Origin of the sequence: Bradyrhizobium genomosp. I (2014) (genome assembly GCF_000261685.1) — a bacterium.
Lineage (GTDB): Bacteria > Pseudomonadota > Alphaproteobacteria > Rhizobiales > Xanthobacteraceae > Bradyrhizobium.
Window position 1 is genome coordinate 1 of record NZ_AJQE01000107.1, and the last position, 14,773, is coordinate 14,773.

Annotated in this window: 16 protein-coding genes and 2 pseudogenes; 9 read left to right on the forward strand and 9 right to left on the reverse strand. The window is 65.6% G+C overall.

Annotated features, from left to right (window positions below; translation table 11 throughout):
- Window positions 1–177 (reverse strand): annotated as a pseudogene (locus IC50_RS44015) (cupin domain-containing protein); the annotation flags it as partial.
- 21 nt (window positions 178–198) lie between these two features.
- Window positions 199–678 (reverse strand): carboxymuconolactone decarboxylase family protein, encoded by a 480-nt coding sequence (locus tag IC50_RS10275; RefSeq protein ID WP_035703653.1) that lies wholly within the window; start codon window positions 676–678, stop codon window positions 199–201.
- Window positions 679–732: 54 nt separating this feature from the next.
- Between IC50_RS10275 and IC50_RS10280 the strand changes: the two genes are divergently transcribed.
- Window positions 733–1,254, forward strand: coding sequence for a MarR family winged helix-turn-helix transcriptional regulator (locus IC50_RS10280; RefSeq protein WP_035703656.1), 522 nt, complete (start codon window positions 733–735; stop codon window positions 1,252–1,254).
- A gap of 51 nt (window positions 1,255–1,305) precedes the next feature.
- On the opposite strand, the gene IC50_RS10285 is transcribed toward IC50_RS10280, so the two are convergent.
- Together IC50_RS10285 and IC50_RS10290 are read right to left on the reverse strand one after the other, a co-directional pair.
- On the reverse strand, window positions 1,306–1,632 hold the full coding sequence (locus IC50_RS10285; protein WP_244429563.1) for a hypothetical protein: 327 nt from the start codon (window positions 1,630–1,632) through the stop codon (window positions 1,306–1,308).
- Window positions 1,625–1,879 carry a hypothetical protein gene (locus IC50_RS10290; RefSeq protein WP_035703659.1) on the reverse strand — a complete coding sequence of 85 codons (255 nt, stop codon included), beginning with the start codon at window positions 1,877–1,879 and terminating at the stop codon, window positions 1,625–1,627. The genes IC50_RS10285 and IC50_RS10290 overlap by 8 nt, the downstream gene beginning before the upstream one ends.
- Before the next feature lie 133 nt (window positions 1,880–2,012).
- On the opposite strand from IC50_RS10290, the gene IC50_RS10295 reads away from it, so the two are divergent.
- Window positions 2,013–3,242 carry a lytic murein transglycosylase gene (locus IC50_RS10295; RefSeq protein WP_035703661.1) on the forward strand — a complete coding sequence of 410 codons (1,230 nt, stop codon included), beginning with the start codon at window positions 2,013–2,015 and terminating at the stop codon, window positions 3,240–3,242.
- Between the two features lie 103 nt (window positions 3,243–3,345).
- On the opposite strand, the gene IC50_RS10300 is transcribed toward IC50_RS10295, so the two are convergent.
- The 3 genes from IC50_RS10300 to recJ all read right to left on the reverse strand — a co-directional run bounded on the left by IC50_RS10300 (window position 3,346) and on the right by recJ (window position 7,005).
- Window positions 3,346–4,143: an aldolase gene (locus tag IC50_RS10300; protein ID WP_035703663.1), complete on the reverse strand. Its 798-nt coding sequence runs from the start codon at window positions 4,141–4,143 to the stop codon at window positions 3,346–3,348.
- A gap of 97 nt (window positions 4,144–4,240) precedes the next feature.
- On the reverse strand, window positions 4,241–5,050 hold the full coding sequence (locus tag IC50_RS10305; RefSeq protein WP_035703664.1) for an SDR family NAD(P)-dependent oxidoreductase: 810 nt from the start codon (window positions 5,048–5,050) through the stop codon (window positions 4,241–4,243).
- 113 nt (window positions 5,051–5,163) lie between these two features.
- On the reverse strand, window positions 5,164–7,005 hold the full coding sequence (gene recJ / locus IC50_RS10310) for a single-stranded-DNA-specific exonuclease RecJ (protein WP_035703665.1): 1,842 nt from the start codon (window positions 7,003–7,005) through the stop codon (window positions 5,164–5,166).
- Between the two features lie 289 nt (window positions 7,006–7,294).
- On the opposite strand from recJ, the gene IC50_RS10315 reads away from it, so the two are divergent.
- The 7 genes and pseudogenes from IC50_RS10315 to IC50_RS10340 all read left to right on the forward strand — a co-directional run bounded on the left by IC50_RS10315 (window position 7,295) and on the right by IC50_RS10340 (window position 12,815).
- Window positions 7,295–8,368, forward strand: coding sequence for a methyl-accepting chemotaxis protein (locus tag IC50_RS10315; RefSeq protein ID WP_035703667.1), 1,074 nt, complete (start codon window positions 7,295–7,297; stop codon window positions 8,366–8,368).
- 552 nt (window positions 8,369–8,920) lie between these two features.
- Window positions 8,921–9,904 (forward strand): MBL fold metallo-hydrolase, encoded by a 984-nt coding sequence (locus IC50_RS10320; protein WP_035703669.1) that lies wholly within the window; start codon window positions 8,921–8,923, stop codon window positions 9,902–9,904.
- 236 nt (window positions 9,905–10,140) lie between these two features.
- Window positions 10,141–10,884, forward strand: coding sequence for an SDR family oxidoreductase (locus tag IC50_RS10325; RefSeq protein WP_035703670.1), 744 nt, complete (start codon window positions 10,141–10,143; stop codon window positions 10,882–10,884).
- Window positions 10,885–10,933: 49 nt separating this feature from the next.
- Window positions 10,934–11,356, forward strand: coding sequence for a cupin domain-containing protein (locus tag IC50_RS10330; RefSeq protein ID WP_035703672.1), 423 nt, complete (start codon window positions 10,934–10,936; stop codon window positions 11,354–11,356).
- 161 nt (window positions 11,357–11,517) lie between these two features.
- Window positions 11,518–12,204, forward strand: a complete 687-nt coding sequence (locus IC50_RS10335) for an alpha/beta fold hydrolase (protein ID WP_035703673.1) — start codon at window positions 11,518–11,520, stop codon at window positions 12,202–12,204.
- Window positions 12,205–12,299: 95 nt separating this feature from the next.
- Window positions 12,300–12,365: pseudogene (locus tag IC50_RS43680) on the forward strand (TetR family transcriptional regulator); the annotation flags it as partial.
- Between the two features lie 9 nt (window positions 12,366–12,374).
- Window positions 12,375–12,815 carry a TetR/AcrR family transcriptional regulator C-terminal domain-containing protein gene (locus IC50_RS10340; RefSeq protein WP_277996248.1) on the forward strand — a complete coding sequence of 147 codons (441 nt, stop codon included), beginning with the start codon at window positions 12,375–12,377 and terminating at the stop codon, window positions 12,813–12,815.
- An 18-nt stretch (window positions 12,816–12,833) separates the two neighbouring features.
- On the opposite strand, the gene IC50_RS10345 is transcribed toward IC50_RS10340, so the two are convergent.
- Window positions 12,834–13,553: a haloacid dehalogenase type II gene (locus IC50_RS10345; RefSeq protein ID WP_035703721.1), complete on the reverse strand. Its 720-nt coding sequence runs from the start codon at window positions 13,551–13,553 to the stop codon at window positions 12,834–12,836.
- Between the two features lie 139 nt (window positions 13,554–13,692).
- Complete coding sequence (gene glpX / locus IC50_RS10350) at window positions 13,693–14,694, reverse strand: class II fructose-bisphosphatase (RefSeq protein ID WP_035703675.1); 1,002 nt, start codon at window positions 14,692–14,694, stop codon at window positions 13,693–13,695.
- Window positions 14,695–14,773 lie beyond the last annotated feature (79 nt).

Consider the following 14,773-nt stretch of genomic DNA (forward strand, 5'->3'; position numbering starts at 1 on the left):
CGGCGACCCCTCCGCCGCCGTGGCGCAAAGCGGGGCCAGCACGCCTGAGACGGTGTCCATCGTCACCGGCAGCGCCTTGCCGATCGCAAGCGCGCAGGCAAGCCCTGCGACGGCGGCGAGCGCCGTCGAGCGTGACGGCATCGGGCGCGGCACGGCAGGAAGGCTCATTGCTGTCATCGTGATCTCCCCCTGTCGCCATCAGGATGCAGCGGCGGCCGCTGCGACCGGCCGCCTTGCAGGCGTCCAGCGGAACGCTGCACCGAAACGATTCCAGACATTGATCGAGGCGACCGCCGAGGTCAGGTACGTCAGTTCCGTCTCGGAGAATTCGCCGGACGCTTCCGCGTAGACCTCCTCGCTGACCCCGTCGGGCAGACAGGTCAGCGCCTCGGCCCAGGCCAGCGCAGCACGCTCGCGCGGCGAAAAGATCGGCGCCTCGCGCCAGACCGCGACCAGATGGAGCTTGTCGACGGGAACGCCAATCCGTTCCGACAGCAGGACGTGATGCTGCACGCAGAAGGCGCAGCCGTTGATCTGCGACGAGCGCAGCTTGACGAGTTCCAGAAGCTGCTTGTCGAGCCCGGCCTTGGCCGCAAGCTGGCCCAGCGCCAGCACCAGATCATAGGCATCGGGCGCGATCTTCTTGAAATCCTCGTATTCGCTGCGGGCGTGTGACATTGCCGTTCACCTCGTCTTGTTATAAGAGTGCGTATATCGTATAAGAGCTCTTATATGTCACGCAAGATCAATGACGTCACGAGATCGCAATCGGGACGAAGGCCGGTCGAAGACGGCGCCGTGCATGTTCCCGCTCCCGGGGAAGGCAAGCGGGGCGAGCAAGGCTATCTCGGCTATCTGCTGCGACAGGCCCACGCCGCGGTTCGCCTGACGATGGAGCGGACTCTCGCCGATCTCGGCGTGACGCCGCCGCAGTTCGCGGTACTGACCATGCTGAACGCCTATCCGGGCCTGTCGGGCGCCGATGTCGCCCGCCTCACCTTCCTGACGCCACAGACCGTCGGCGTCATCATCCGCAACCTCGAACGCGACGGCGCGATTGCGATGACACCTCATCCGGTCCACGGCCGCATCCAGCAATGGACGCTGACGCCGCGCGGCGCGACGCTGTTGAAGGCGTGCCGGCACCGTGTGCTCGAATTGGAGAAGCGCCTCGCTCGTGATTTGGATTCAAAGGCGGAAACAACCATCCGGCGTTGGCTTGCCGGAATCGCGGCCGACCTGAAGGAGGCTTAGGCCGCCGACATTCGCAGTCGTTGATTGCAGCTTCTGCTGCCGCAGCGCGCCCTACCCGCCTTTCAACGCATTCTTGACCTCGCCATCGGGCCAGGTCTTGTCCGTTGCGATCACCCGCACGCGGCTTTGATCGGCGGTATTCACCAGCACGTGCGAACTCATCCGGTCACCGCTCGGCTCGAGACGCAAATCGGTTTCGGGCTTCCAGCTCAGCGTGGTCGCGAGGTCGCCGGGGAAAATCTGCCATTGCGATCCGTCGTCGAGTTCGACGACATGGCTTTCCGCATGTGCGCGTATCTTCATTCCACCCCGATTCGATCTGCCGATCCTGCGACGAAGGGCCCCGGCATCAAGCCGGGGCCCGGTTCCGTCAGTCATTGTCGTGATGAATGACGGTCTTGCTGCGATTGCCGAATTCATCTTCCTTCTTGATCACCGTGGTACGATCGGCGGGCTCGCGTTCCCTGATGACGGTGGTGTGGTCGCGGTCCCGCTCACGATATTCGTGGGACTGGCCAACCGTCACGCCGGCGCCGACCGGGCCGACATGGACGCCGACTTCATCGGCAAACGCAGGCGCCGCAACGGCGGTGGCAATGGCGGCAGCAAGCAGAAATTTCTTCATCTTCTCCTCCTCATTCTCGTGTGGGGGAATGCAGGACTGCGACAGTTTGTTCCGACAAACGACGCGTGGATCGGGCCTGCAGATGTTCCAGGAACCGACTCACACGGGCCATGTTTCCGGCTAGAATGCGCCCATGAAGCACGCTGATTCCTCGCCCCGTCACACGCGCCGCGCCCTGCTCCAATCGGCGTTCGGTGCAGCCGCCTTGCTCGCCGTCCCGACACGCGCTCTCGCCGCGCCTTCGGGCTTCGACGAATGGCGCGAGAGCTTTCGCGCACGCGCGATGGCGAAGGGTATTTCAGCAGCGACCTGGCAGCGCGCGATGGGACGGGTCGAGCCGGACATGAGCGTGTTCAAGCAGATGCGCAACCAGCCCGAATTCCACGAACAGGTCTGGCAATACATCAATCGCCGCGTCTCGGACTGGCGCATCATCAACGGCAAGATCGCGCTGAAGAACAACGAGGCATTGTTCGCCCGCATCGAGCGCGATTTCGGCGTAGAGCGCGGCACGCTGCTGGCGCTGTGGGGCGTCGAGTCCGCCTATGGCGATCCCTTGGTGCAGCAGAACCACATGAGGCCGGTGTTTCCCTCGCTGGCCGCGCTCGCCTGGAACGAGCCGCGCCGCAAGGCCTATTGGGAGACCGAACTGATCAACGCGCTGCGGATCGTCGACAAGGGCTGGAGCACGCCCGAGCAAATGCGCGGATCCTGGGCCGGCGCGATGGGGCATTCGCAATGGATGCCGGAAGTCTGGCTCAATGTCGGCATCGACTATGACGGCGACGGCAAGGTATCGCCGTTCGGCAAGCCCGATGACGCGCTGGGCTCGACGGCAAAATATCTCGTCAACCGCGGCAAGTGGCATCGCGGCGAGCATTGGGGCTACGAGGTGCGCACGCCCGGCAACATGGGCGGAAGCCGCACCTATGCGGCCTGGCAGGCAGCCGGCGTCACCCGCGCCGACGGCCAGCCGTTTCCGCAGCCAAACGCATCCGCGCAGATGTGGACGCCTGTCGCGGGCGGGCCGACATTCCTGCTGGGACCGAATTTCTATTCGGTGAAGAGCTATAACCCTTCCATGAACTACGCGCTGGCGATCTGCCATCTCGGCGACCGCTGCCTGGGCGCACCACCCTTCATCCAGCCCTTCCCCGGCTCGGAGCGCGCGCTGACGCTCGCCGAGGTGCAGGAGATGCAGACGCGCCTGACCAAGGCCGGCTTCGATACCGGCGGCACCGATGGCCGCGTCGGCAACGACACGATGAAGGCGATCAAGGATTTTCAGCAGCGCGCCGGCATCACGCCGGCGGATGGCTATGGCGGGCTGAAGGTGCTGGCCAAGCTGCGGCAGGGGTCGTAGGTACCGTCATTCCGGGGCTCGCGCAGCGAGAACCCGGAATATCGCGCCACATCTCCGGATTCCGGGTTCGAGGCTCCGCCTCGCCCCGGAATGACACAAGTGGTCAATGCCGATACTGCGGCTCCTCCGCGTCGAGTTGGCGGCGGATGGCGGCAAGATGCAGCCGCGCGGATTCGGAATCGCCCTCGCGCATCTGCCTGTAGGTCGCGGCCGCAATCGCGGGATCGACCGGCAGCACCTTTCGTCCCGTCGACATCGCCAGCACCTGCACCTCGGCGGCGCGTTCGAGGTAATAGAGATCGTCCCAGGCTTCCGCAATGGTCGGCGCCAGCACCATCACGCCGTGATGCTTCATGAAGACGATGTCGGCATCGCCGACGGCGGAGGCGATCCGCGCGCCCTCGCGGCTGTCGAGCGCGAGGCCGTTGTAGTCGCGATCCACGGCGGTGCGGCCATAGAATTTCAGCGCGGTCTGGCCGGCCCAGATCAGGGGATCGCCCTCGGTCATCGACAGCGCCGTGGCGTAGGGCATGTGGGTGTGGAAGGCGACCTTGGCACGCGGCAGGCGCTTGTGCATCTCGGCATGGATGTAGAAGGCGGTCGCCTCAGGCACGCCCTCGCCGTCGAGCACGTTGCCGTGGAAGTCGCAGATCAGGAGCTTGGACGCAGTCAGCTCGCGGAAGGCGTAACCATAGGGATTGACGAGGAACAGATCATCATGGCCGGGCACGACGGCCGAGAAGTGGTTGCAGATGCCTTCCTCGAAGCCGTTGCGCGCCGCCACGCGGAAGCATGCGGCGAGATCCTCGCGCGCGGTGCGGATCGCGTCGGTCGCGAGGTCCGGCCGGTTGGAGCGGAATGGAGCGGGCGCGGGTGAGGAAGCGTGAAGGCTGTGCGCCATGGCAAAGGACACCTCTGTCGGTCGGGAGCTGTCTCGCGTTGTACAGGGACTGCGCCTGCGCGTCAGCCCCTGCGACCGCCACCCTGCCCTGCACCGCTCAGGCCCGCCGCGGCACGCCGCCCGCGTTCATGCCGCCGTCGATGACGAGCTCGCTGCCGGTGACATAGCGCGAGGCATCGGAGGCGAGATACAGCACGCCGGAGGCGATCTCCGCGGCCTGGCCGGCACGGCCAAGCGGCGTGATGACACGGGCGCGCTCCTCCGGATCGATCGGGGCGTTCTGACCGGCGTCGGTTGCCCCCGTCGGGATCTTGCCCCAGATCGGGGTATCGATGATGCCCGGGTGAACCGAGTTGACGCGGATGCCGTCGCCCGCCGCCGCACACTCCATCGCGATCGATTTGGCGAACAGCCGCACGCCGCCCTTGGTCGCCGAATAGGCCGACAACCCGGGCGAGCCGCGCAGGCCCGCCAGCGAGGACATCATGACAATCGAGCCGCCGCCGGTCTTGCGCATCAAGGGCAGGCAATGCTTCACCGAGAGAAACACGCCGTCGAGATTGATCGCATTCTGCTTGCGCCAGTCAGCGAGCGTCATGTCGACGATTGAGGGCACGGCGATGCCGATGCCGGCGTTTGAGACCATGATATCGAGCCGGCCGTAGCGCTTCGCGATGTCGGCTGCAATCTCCACCCAGCGCTCCTCGCTGGTGACGTCCTGCTCCAGGAAGATCGCCTTGCCGCCGGCCTTGGTGACGCGCCCGGCGAGCTCCGGGCCGCGCAGCTCGTCGATATCGGTGATGACGACCGAGGCGCCTTCGCGCGCGAACAGCTCGACGATGGCTTCGCCGATGCCGGACGCGCCGCCTGTGACCAGCGCGACCTTGCCCTCAACCTGCCCTGCCATGTTCACTCCCTTTCTTTTTTGTTGTTTGCGGCTATTTATCTTTTGCGCATGATCTTTTCGGAAAACCGCTTCGCACTTTGCGCTAGCGCGGCCCTTCGGGTCCGGATCATGCGCTATCTAATCACGGATGGCCCCTGGTCCGGTAGCGCGACGTCGACGACGCGAAACTGCACGCGCTCGGCGCCCTGGTAGCGATCGACCGAGAGCGAGCCCGCCACATGCAACTGCTGGCCGCGATTGGCGAGCAGCGCGTTACCGAGCTTCTGGCCGACCGAACGGAACGCGATGCCGTTGACGATGGCGCCGTCGCCCGACTTGAAGCGCAGGCGCAGATGCGCCTGACCGACTTCGTCGGCAAACACGAGCTGGTGCGCCGGCAGTGCCAGCATGGGCTCCGGATTGCCGCTGCCGAAGGGACCGGCGCGGTTGAGCGTCGTCGCAAGCTCCGGCGTCACCGCACGTGCGGAGACCGCGCCGTCGATATAGAGCTCGTTGACGTGGCGCGCCTCCGCGACGTCGCGTGCCAGCGCATTTTCGAGATAGGCGCGGAATTCGGCGAGCTTCTCTTTCCGCAGCGTGACGCCGGCGGCCATCGCGTGGCCGCCGCCCTTGAGCAGGATGCCGTCGGCGACCGCCTGCCGCACGGCCTTGCCGAGATCGACGCCGGCGATCGATCGGCCCGAGCCGGTGCCGATGCCGCCGGGCTCGAGCGCAATGGCAAAGGCAGGCCGCGAGAACTTCTCCTTCAGGCGGGAGGCGACGAGGCCGACCACGCCGGGATGCCAGCCTTCCGAGGCCGTGACGATCACGGCGAGCTTGTCCTCCAGCCCGATCGAGGCCAGTGCCTCGGCTTCAGCCTGGGCTTCGGCCGCCTGCTCGATGACACGGCGTTCGCTGTTGAGGCGGTCGAGCTCCGCGGCGATCCGCGCCGCCTCGACGCTGTCGCCTTCGAGCAGCAGCCGCACGCCGAGATCGGCGCGGCCGATGCGGCCGCCGGCATTGACGCGCGGTCCCAGCATGAAGCCCAGATGCCAGGCCTCCGGCGGGCCGTTGAGCCGCGCGACGTCCATCAGCGCGGTGTGACCGACATGGTCGCGCCGCCGCATCGCGATCAGGCCCTTGGCCACGAAGGCGCGGTTGAGCCCGATCAGCGGCGCCACATCGGCGACCGTGCCGAGCGCGACGTGATGCAGCATGCCGAGCAGATCGGGCTCCGGCATCTCTGCGCTCCAGAAGCCGCGCTGGCGCAGCTCGCGGTTGACGGCGACCAGCGTCACGAGCACGAGGCCGACGGCGGCGAGATGGCCGAGGCCGGAGAGATCGTCGAGCCGGTTCGGATTGACCAGTGCGTCAACCTCCGGCAGCACATCGCCGGCCTGATGATGATCGATCACGACAACGGACATGCCGAGGCGTTTGGCCTCGGCGAGCGGCTCGATGCTGGTGGTGCCGCAATCGACGGTGACGAGCAGCGTCGCGCCCTTTGCCGCCAGCCCACGAACGGCCTCGACGTTGGGGCCGTAGCCTTCGAATATCCGGTCGGGAATGTGGATCAGCGGATCGAGTCCGCAATGACGCAGGTGCCAGGCGAGCAGCGCCGCCGAGGTCGCGCCGTCGACGTCGTAATCGCCGAAGATCGCGACCTTCTCGCCCCTCGCCGCCGCATCGGCGATCCGCTTGGCCGCGGCTTCCATCTCCGTCACGGTGAACGGATCCGGCAGCAGCTTTCGGATGGTCGGATCGAGAAAGTCGGGTACAGCGTCGATATCGACCCCGCGGCCGGCCAGCACCCGCGCCAGCAGTTCCGGCAATTGGTACCGCTGCACGATGGCGAGCGCCTGCGCCGCCCCGCGCCCGTCCAGACGGTCGCGCCAGAGCTTGTCGGTCAGCGAGCGCGCCACACCCAGGAAAGCCTGGGGCGCTTCGACGGGCAAGGCGGAGGCGGGCGGCGTCATGACGGGAGGGAGGTTGCGGGGAACTCGAAGGTCCAGGCGATCACGCGGACGCAAGGTCACTGGCTTCTGGGATTGGTCGGCAATCGGCCCGGATTTGCAACGCCCCAGCCGCACAAAGCGGTGGATGAGCCGTCCTCACCGCGCGGAGTGACTATCATTTAGGCATTCGGCCGAACAGCAAATTAAGCAGGCGTTAGGCGGAATCCTCGAAAAAGAATCGTATTCGATCTGTAAGTCGTTGTACTCCGTTCATTGCAGATCAGGCCTCATTGCCAAGGGAAGCTCCCCGATGTCTGCTGCGCTGGGTCTGAAGGCCAAGCCGATTGCCGCCGAACCCGCTGACGATGATTCCGATATCTCCGCACTGATCAATCGCCTCACGGCGGAGGTCAACCAGATCGCGATCGACAAGACCAAGTCGATCCAGCAGATCACCAACCAGATGAAGATGCTGGCGCTGAACGCGCTGATCGAAAGCTCGCGCGCCGGCGCGCAAGGCGCGGGCTTCGCGGTGGTGGCGCAGGAGGTGCGCGGCGTCGGCCAGCAGGTCGAGACGATCGCGCGCGAGCTCGAAACCCAATTGACGAAACGCACGGGCGATCTCGTCGCCTCGATCGAGCGCATGAGCCAGCGCTCCCGCGGCGAGCGGATGGTCGACCTGTCGCTCAACGCCATCGAGCTGATCGATCGCAATCTCTATGAACGCACCTGCGACGTGCGCTGGTGGGCGACCGATTCCGCCGTGGTCGATTGCGCGGCCTCACCGGGCGCTGCGACCGTCTCCCATGCCGCGCAGCGGCTGGGCGTGATCCTCGGAGCCTACACCGTCTATCTCGACCTCTGGCTCTGCGACCTCGACGGCAACGTCATCGCCAACGGCCGGGCCGACCGCTTTCGCGTCGTCGGCCAGAACGTCGCCCACACCAAATGGTTTCGCGAGGCGCGGTCGTTGCGCTCCGGCGACGACTATGTCGCCGGCGACGTCGAGAACCAGCCGCTGCTCGGCAACGCGCAGGTCGCGACCTATTGCGCGAGCGTCCGCACCGGCGGCCAGACCAACGGCGCGCCGATCGGCGTGCTCGCCATCCATTTCGACTGGGAGCCGCAGGCCCGCGCCATCGTCCAGGGCGTGCGCGTCGGCGACAGCGACAAGGCCCGCGTGCTGCTGGTCGACTCGAATTTTCGCGTGATCGCGGCCTCCGACGGTCAAGGCATCCTCAGCGAGCGCATCTCGCTCTCGCTGGACGGCCAGCGTTCCGGCTTCTATCAGGATCGCTCCGGAATGGTCGCCTTCCACGCGACGCCCGGTTACGAGACCTATCGGGGCCTCGGCTGGTACGGCGTGATCGTCTGCGGGGCGTAGGGCTGCAAGCCTGCCCGATCAAGAAACGCGAAAACAACCCCATGCACAGTAGGCAGAGGGTTGTTTTCGCTCGAGTTTTTCCTTCGCCGAACATTTTTGACACGTCAGGCAAAACAGGAGCATTGTGCGATCGTCGCCCAGCCCGAGACGGTCGCGCCGGAGCGGCTTCACTTCAGACCTCCTCTTCACTTCAGACACCACGCTGCAGCAGCACGACGGCATCGGCCTCTTGCCGAGACGAGACCAAGCGGCCTCGCCTTGCGGATCACATGTGATCGCATCGGCTCCTCCAACGCTCTCGCGATAGCCCAATGTTCGCACCATGGAATACGCGCAGCGTCAGGCCGCTGAGGCGATTGCAATCCCACGTCGCATGACCACAGACCACAATCACGACACAATCGCTGATTGTTTTCGATCAGCCGCCGATCACTCCCAAACCAATTCCACTTGCGAGCTTGTCTGAACCGGCGCAGCATCTTGGTGCCGGCCTCGGGCCGAACATCACGCGCGAAACATCGTGCGGATCAAATCAGAAAATGGAGGAAACGAATGACACTCGATGTCTCACGTCGGTCCCTGCTCACGCTCGGTGCCGGCCTTGGCGTCGGTCTTGGCGCCAGCGCGCTCCTTGGCGGCAGTGCGATGGCACGCGCACCCAAGCTCGGCACCCAGACTCCCTACTGGCACCGCTTCGTTCTCGGTGATGCCGAGGTAACAGTCGTGTCCGACGGACCGCTCCCGCTCGGCGATCCCTCCGGCACGTTCACCGGCGTTCCCAAGGAAGACGTCAAGAAGATGCTGGCCGACAATTTCCTGTCGCCCGAAAATGTCGTGCTCGAGCAGAACTCGCCGATCGTGAACACCGGCGACAAGCTGATCCTGTTCGACACCGGCATGGGCTCATCCAAGATGTTTGGCCCCACCACCGGCCGGCAGCAGAAGAGCATGATGGAGGCCGGCATCAAGCCGGAGGACATCGATGCCGTGGTCTGCTCGCACGCGCATATCGACCATATCGGCGGCATCGTGGACGCCAACAACAAGCCGCTCTTCCCGAACGCGCAGATCTACATCTCGCAGACCGATTTCGACTTCTGGACCGACGAAGGCAAGCTGGGCAGCCCCGCCAAGGACTTCGTCCTGCACGCCCGCAAGAACCTGCTGCCGGTCCGCGACCGCATCAAGTTCTTCAAGGACGGCGAGGAATTCCTGCCCGGCGTGCAGGCGATCGCAGCGCCCGGTCACACCGTCGGCCACACCATCTTCATGGTCTCCTCGGCCGGCAAGTCGTTCGCCTTCCTCGGCGACCTCTCGCACCATTCGGTGCTGCTGCTGGAGCGGCCGCGCATGGAATTCTCCTACGACACCGACCCGAAACAGGCCGCCGATTCGCGGGTCAAGCTGCTCACCATGCTCGCGGCCAGCAAGACGGCCGTGATGTCCTACCACTTCGCCTGGCCCGGCTACGGTCATGTCGCCAAGGCCGGCGAGGGATTCCACTATTATCCCGAGCCGATGCAGATGACGCTGTAGCCAATGACAGCAAGCCCGGGCCGCCCATGTTCGGCCCGGGCGCACGGCAGAGGGGAATGATCCCTGACCAATTCCTGCCGCCCAGCATCTCTGGAGCATTTTTTGGCAAGCCAGGCCCGTTCCAGGCAAGAGCCCGCCTCATTGCTCGGGTAGAACTCTGCCCCGCATCATCATCATCGACGCGAGCACGTAGGCTCCTTGCCCGCTCGCATTCGAAAATGCTCGGGAGACAGGCCATGAAGATCGTCGTGATCGGCGGCAGCGGGTTGATCGGATCCAAGCTCGTGGCGAGGCTGACGCAGCAGGGACATGATGCCGTGGCGGCTTCGCCGCGGACGGGCGTGAACGCGGTCACCGGCGAAGGCCTCGCGGCCGCGCTGGCCGGCGCGGATGTCGTGGTGGACGTCGCCAACGCGCCGTCCTGGGAGCCGGCCGCCGTGCTCAACTTCTTCCAGCAGTCGAGCCAGAACCTTGCGACGACGGAGGCCGCAGCAGGCGTCAAGCATCACGTCGCGCTGTCGATCGTCGGGACGGACCGCTCACCCGACATCGCCTATTTCCGGGCCAAGCTCGCGCAGGAGCGCATCGTCAAAGCTTCTTCAGTCCCCTACTCGATCGTTCGTGCCACGCAGTTCTTCGAATTCATCGGCGCCATTGCCGAGACGGGTGCCGCGGAGGGGCGGATCGTCGTGCCGTCGGCGGCGTTCCAGCCGATCGCATCCGACGACGTGGTCGCTTGCCTCGCGGAGGTCGCAACCGGACGCCCGCTCAACGGCACGATCGATATCGCCGGACCTGAAAAGGCGCCCTTCAACGAGTTCGTCGCGCGGCGCCTGAAGGCGGCCGGCGACAGCCGCCCGGTGGTGGGTGACGCCAAGGCCGGATATTACGGCTCCCCCATCGAAGACACCTCGCTGGTCCCGCTCGGCGAAGCCAGACTCGGGACAACGCCGCTCGCGGCATGGCTGGCGACGGCCTGAGCATTCGCGACTCCAGCGTCACTGCAACGACGGCAATGAAGGACATCCCATGCGCAGACTGTTGATCGCGACGGCGGCGTCCGCCGTAGTTTGTCTGGCGGCTCATGCCGCCGGGGCGCAGCCCGCAGCCAAGTCGGCCAAGGTGAGCGTGGTGTTCGACCACGCACTGCCAAATGTTCCGGGCAAGAGCATGAAGGGTGTGCTCGTCGAGTATGGTCCCGGCGGCTTCTCGCCGGCCCACATCCACGCGCGCTCCGCGTTCATCTACGCCACGGTGCTGGAGGGCGCGATCCGAAGCCAGGTCAATGACGAGCCCGCCAAGGTCTACCAAAAGGGCGAGAACTTCTTCGAGAAGCCCGGCGATCGCCACGCCATCAGCTCCAACGCCAGCGACACCGAACCGGCGAAGCTGCTTGCGGTGTTCGTTGTGGACACGGCCGATACCGAGCTGACGACACCGATCACGAAGTGACGGCGGCTGTCGGCCGCCAGACCTGTGCTGGTGCGATTTCGCATTCGCCCGATTATCCTTGCCGTCCTCTGTCGGCTGAATTGATGGCGCGTTAGACGTGAAGCTCTCCTGCTTCACGTTCCACGAGCAACGCAGCTCGCCTCAAGCTAACGGAGACCATCATGACCAAACCCGGCATCGTTTTCGCACACGGCCTCTGGGCTGACGGATCGTGCTTCGGCAAGCTGATCCCGACGCTGCAGGCCGAAGGACATGAGGTCATGGCGAGCCAGCACGGCCTCGATTCTCTCGCAACCGACGTCGCCGCCGTGACGGCATGTCTTGGCCGCGTTCCCGGGCCAGTGGTCCTCGTCGGTCACTCCTACGGCGGCACGCTGATCACCCACGCCGGAACCGATCCGCGGGTCGCCGCGCTGGTCTACATCGCAGCGCTCGCGCCCGATGCCGACGAAACCTCCCAGAGCCAGCTCGCCAAGTTTCCGACGACAGAGGTGTTCAGCCATCTCGACGCGCCGCAGGGGCGCATCTGGCTGAAGCCAAGCGGCGTCAAGCATTTTGCCGGAGACCTGCCCGAGGCCGAGCAGAAGCTGGTCTATGCGACGCAGGGCGCGCCGGTGGCAGACCTTTTCGACCAGAAGGTCGATGGCACGGCGTGGAGATCCAAGCCGAGCTGGTATGTCCTCGCGACCCGGGACCAGACGGTTCACCCGGACCTGCAGCGTGCTGTCTCGACGCGCATGAACGCCACCGTGACCGAAGTCACCTCGTCCCACGTTCCCATGCTGTCGAAGCCGGATGTGGTCCTTGACGTGATCCGCAAGGCCGCGAGCGCGGTCTCCAGGAGCTGACACCGGCGCCGCCGCCGGCCCGATGGCGGACGCCGTCGCAGCTTCCAGGATCAGGCCGGGCGATGCATGTCGCCGGCCTGTGATCTACTCCGCGGGTCGCCGGCGCCGCCGGGATGTCGAAGAAGACGCTCTATAAGCTGTTCGAGAGCAAGACCGAGCTGTTCCGCGCCATGCTGTTGCGCAGCCTGCCGCCGGTGCATTTCGCGGACGCGCCGATCGAGGGGCCACCATCGGCCCGGCTGCGACACGCCCTTCGGAAGATTGCGGACGTGGCGCTGGCCCCCGGCGAGATCGCACTGCATCGCCTGATCATCGGCGAGCGCCAGGCCTCACCGGGCCTTGGCCGCATGTTCGCGGAGGTCATTCTGGAGAATGGCACGGACGACATCGCCGACATGCTGAAGGCCGTTCGTCTCGAGCCGCGCCTCGAAGGCCTGCCGCCGCGCTCCGTCGCCGAGATGCTGCTCGGCATGGTGTTCAGCCACGATCATTTCAGGCTGCTGACCGACGACAGCTTCCGGCCCAACCGGCGTGCGCTGGACAAGCGGATCGACCTTGCGATTGCGATGTTCTGCGCGCCTGAGGCGCAGGAGCCGCAGGCAGCCGTGTGATCGCGCGTTTAGGACCGCTCAGCAGCCGAGCCTGTCGGCGATCCCGCCGAAATCCTTCGCGACGATATCCCAATTGCCGGTCGCCTCGAAGTCCACCTTCTGCAACGGCCCGTATTCCGTCGGCCGCGCCACGAAGGCGGTCTTCAGCCCGTTCTTCTGCGCCGCCGCGAGATCGCCGTTGTGGGCGGCGACCATCATCACCTCTTCCGGCTTGAGGCAGAGCAGGCGCGCGGCGCCGAGATAGGTTTCCGGATCCGGCTTGTAGTGCTCGAACAGCTCGGCCGACATGACGAGATCCCACGGCAAGCCGGCGAACTTCGCCATGTTGGTGAGGAGCGCGACGTTGCCGTTCGAGAGCGGCGCGATCACGAATTTCGTCTTGAGCCGCGTCAGGCCCGCGACGCTGTCGGGCCAGGGATGGAGGCGGTGCCAGCCCTTGGTGAGGTAATCGAGATCGGCGTCCGTGAGGCCCTTGACCGCGAACTTGTCGACCAGCTTCTCCAGCGAGCGGCGGTGCAGGTCATCGAGCATGACATAGCCACGCTCGGGATGCTTGCGCACGTCATCCATGGAGGCGACGTACATGCCGCGCCAGCCGTCGACGAGCGCGGTCCAATCAGCGCTGACGCCGCGCTGCTTGCCCCACCACATGAAGTCGGTGATGAGGCTGGTGCGCCAATCCACGACGGTGCCGAACACGTCGAACACGAGGGCCTTGACGGCGGAGAGATCGGACATGCGCTTCCTCTTGTTCTTGTCGTGGTCATTCCGGGGCGCGCAGAGCGCCATCCCGGAATCTCGCGCTACAATCTCTGGCTTCCGGGTTCTCAGGGCCGCGCTTCGCGCGGTCCCATCGCCCCCGGAATGACCGAGGACATCAATCCAAATGGAACTTCGCCAGCTCGCGGTGCTCGGCCTTGATGTAGCGCACGGTGCCGGTGACGGAGCGCATCACCACCGTCTCGGTCTCGATCACGCCGTCCTTGCGGAACTTGACGCCTGACAGCAGCGAGCCCGTGGTGACGCCGGTGGCGGCGAACAGGCAGTCGCCGCGCGCCATATCCTCGATGCCGTAGATCATCTTGGGATCGTTGACGCCCATCTTGGCGGCGCGCTCGCGCTTCTCCTCGGAGTCGAGGATCAGGCGGCACTGCATCTGGCCGCCGATGCAGCGCAGCGCCACGGCCGCGAGCACGCCTTCCGGCGCACCACCGGTGCCGAGATACATGTCGACGCCGGTGTTATCAGGGTCGGCGCAATGGATCACGCCGGCGACGTCGCCATCGGTAATCAGGCGCACGGCGGCGCCGGTCGAGCGCACGCTCGCGATGATGTCGGCGTGACGCGGACGGTCGAGCACGAGAACGGTGATGCCTTCCGGCTTGACGCCCTTGGCCTTGGCGAGGCGGCGGACGTTGTCGGCAGGACTCGCATCGAGATCGACGACGCCCTTGTCGTAACCGGGGCCGATCGCGAGCTTCTGCATGTAGACGTCGGGGGCATGCAGCAGCGTGCCGCCGTCGGCCATCGCCATGGTGGCGATCGCGCCCGGCATGTTCTTGGCGCAGAGCGTGGTGCCTTCGAGTGGGTCGACCGCGATATCGACCTGGGGACCGGCATTCATCCCGACCTTCTCGCCGATGAAGAGCATCGGCGCCTCGTCGCGCTCGCCTTCGCCGATCACGATGGTGCCTTCGATCGGCAGCTTGTTCAGCTCGCGGCGCATGGCGTCTACGGCGGCCTGATCAGCCTGCTTCTCGTTGCCGTGCCCGCGCAGTCGCGCCGACGACACCGCCGCCCGCTCCGTCACCCGCACGATCTCCAGCGTGAGAATGCGCTCGAGCAACGCTTGCGGCGGGACTGAAATATGGGTCGACATCGGCTCACTCCTTCAAACAGGTTCGGGACAGAAGTCTCTGCCCGCATCAACTCGCAACGCCCCCGGTTCGTTCGTCCGA